The sequence below is a fragment of the Pseudomonas sp. Sample_9 genome (assembly GCF_004307535.1).
GTDB classification, from domain to species: domain Bacteria; phylum Pseudomonadota; class Gammaproteobacteria; order Pseudomonadales; family Pseudomonadaceae; genus Aquipseudomonas; species Aquipseudomonas mercuritolerans.
In genome coordinates this window covers 5,537-8,044 of record NZ_RAZO01000083.1, presented here as the reverse complement: position 1 = coordinate 8,044, position 2,508 = coordinate 5,537, and the positions used below count along the sequence as shown (strand labels likewise).

The following is a 2,508-nucleotide window of genomic DNA, read 5'->3' as shown; positions in this document are numbered from 1 at the left end:
GAAGTGAAGGGGATTGGCAAGGCGATTCTGGATCGCAATCGTGAAAAGCTGGAAGTGAACTAAGCTGACAGTTCAACGCCGAGAGGCCGGTCATTGACCGGCCTTTTTATTGGGTGCTGATCGGGTGGATGCCTGAACGCTGAAAATTACGGGTATCATATTGTGCTTTGATTATGCCTATAATAATTTCGTTCGGGACTGATTCAGCAGCCGAATCGCAGCACACCGATGCACGTCGAATTTTGAATTGATAAGGGGTAACCACGGTATGAACCAACGTCGAGTCGTCGTCACGGGCATGGGCCTGGTTTCACCCTTGGGCAGTGATGTTGAAATCGTCTGGCAGCGTTTGCTGGCCGGTCGTTCCGGGTTGCGCAACCTGCCAGATGCGGTTGTGGCTGATCTGCCGACCCGGGTCGGCGGCAGTGTGCCGACGGCGGAGGAGGATGCCGAGGCCGGATTTGATCCGGATCGTGCGACGCCGCCCAAGGAACAGAAGAAGATGGATCGCTTCATCATGTTCGCCATGGAAGCGGCGCGGCAGGCGCTGGAGCAGGCCGGCTGGCATCCAGCGGACGCTGAAAGCCAAGAGCGCACTGCGACGATCATCGGCTCGGGAGTGGGCGGTTTCGGTGCGATTGCCGATGCGGTGCGTACCACCGACAGCCGTGGCCCTCGGCGGTTGTCGCCGTTCACCATTCCATCGTTTCTGGTCAATCTCGCGGCCGGTCATGTGTCGATCCAGCATGGTCTCAAAGGGCCGTTGGGCGCACCGGTTACCGCATGTGCCGCTGGCGTTCAGGCGATCGGCGATGCAGCACGGTTGATCAGGGCGGGGGAGGCGGACATCGCAGTATGTGGCGGTGCTGAAGCTTCGATCGATCGCGTTAGTCTCGCCGGTTTCGCCGCCGCGCGGGCGCTGTCCAGCGGTTACAACGACACTCCTGAGAAAGCCTCACGTCCTTTCGATAGCGGGCGCGATGGCTTCGTAATGGGCGAGGGCGCCGGTCTGTTGGTCATCGAGTCGCTGGAGCATGCGCTTGCACGCGGTGCGAAGCCGCTGGCCGAACTGGTCGGTTACGGCACCACCGCCGACGCCTATCACCTGACCGCCGGTCCGGAAGACGGCAGCGGCGCACGCCGGGCGATGCAATTGGCACTGGCTCAGGGCGGTGTGACGCCGGAGCAGGTGCAGCATCTCAACGCTCATGCCACTTCAACACCGGTCGGTGATTTGGGCGAGTTGGCGGCGATCAAGGCGTTGTTTGGCACGCAGAACAAGATCGCCGTGACTTCGACCAAATCCGCCACCGGTCATTTGCTCGGTGCGGCCGGTGGGCTGGAGGCGATTTTCACGCTGCTGGCGATTCGTGATCAGGTGGTGCCACCAACGCTCAACTTTGAAAACCCGGATCCAGCGAGCCAAGGGGTGGACATTGTCCATGGCGAGGCGCGGTCGATGGCGATCGAATATGCATTGTCCAACGGCTTCGGTTTTGGCGGGGTCAATGCGAGCGTGTTGTTCAAGCGCTGGGAAGGTTAATCGCTCGATTGCTTGAGATGTTCGCGGGTGACGTCGAGGATGCGTTGGGCGAAGTCAGCATCCGCGACGCTGCGTGACAGCAGCAGTGCACCGGCCAGAGTCGCCATGATGACAATGCTGCGATCGCCGATGTTCTCGCCTTTGAGCGTGCCCTGAATTTGTTCGAGGCGAGCATTGAGGACTTCGTCGCTGGTAGGGCTTGGCTGGCCGCGCAGGCCCAGCTCGGAGGAAATGGTCAGCAGTGGGCAGCCTTCGTGGGGCGAGGTCTGATGCCACTCTGACAGGTAGGTGTCGATGAACACTTGCAGAGGGTTTTCCTGCGCGAAGATTTCTTCGCACAGGCCCGCGACTTGCTCGCCGGCCTCTTGCAGGGCTTTTTCGACCAGTTCTTCCTTGGATTTGAAGTGCGAGTAGAAACCGCCATGGGTCAAGCCCAGGGCTTTCATCAAAGGCTGCAAGCCGGTGGCGCCGATACCGTCCTTGCGAAATCGGGCGGAAGCTTCCTTGATGATGCGTTGATGGGTCTGGGCTTTGTGATCTGGCGAGTAACGCATGTGGAGCTCTCCGCGACGATGCTGCCATCTTAACCACGGAAGATTAAATGGTGACTGTACTTCTAAAATCTAAACAGCCTGCGGGTAAGTCCGATTGTGCTGAAAAAACAAACCCCGCCATTGCGGCGGGGTTGGTATCAGCGGTCTTGTGCATCCTTGGCATCCGCTTCGGCATTGCGCTGTGCGACGCGCTTGCGTTCTTCATCGGTCAGTTCGACCTTGTTGGCGGTGTCGCGCAACATCATCAATCCGCCGACAATCGAGCCGATCGCAACGACCAGAATCAACCAGGCATACCAGGGCATAACGGCTCTCCTTAATGGCAGCTCGACGGGCGAGGACTTCGCCGTGCGATGCTGCATACCACCTTTGAGCGAAACGACTTCGCGGTGGTTCCATTCTAGGCCGCTT

Annotated in this window: 3 protein-coding genes; 1 reads left to right on the top strand and 2 read right to left on the bottom strand. The window is 59.3% G+C overall.

Features of this window, described 5'->3' with window-relative positions; translation table 11 throughout:
• The first annotated feature begins 268 nt into the window (after positions 1–268).
• Complete coding sequence (fabF, locus tag D6877_RS04765) at positions 269–1,543, top strand: beta-ketoacyl-ACP synthase II (RefSeq protein ID WP_130910026.1); 1,275 nt, start codon at positions 269–271, stop codon at positions 1,541–1,543.
• Here the strand turns inward: fabF and D6877_RS04760 are convergent.
• Both D6877_RS04760 and D6877_RS04755 read right to left on the bottom strand, forming a co-directional pair.
• Positions 1,540–2,097, bottom strand: coding sequence for a TetR/AcrR family transcriptional regulator (locus D6877_RS04760; protein WP_122603621.1), 558 nt, complete (start codon positions 2,095–2,097; stop codon positions 1,540–1,542). The two genes, fabF and D6877_RS04760, sit on opposite strands and share 4 nt — an antisense overlap.
• Before the next feature lie 137 nt (positions 2,098–2,234).
• Positions 2,235–2,402, bottom strand: coding sequence for a DUF2897 family protein (locus tag D6877_RS04755; protein ID WP_016770901.1), 168 nt, complete (start codon positions 2,400–2,402; stop codon positions 2,235–2,237).
• Positions 2,403–2,508 lie beyond the last annotated feature (106 nt).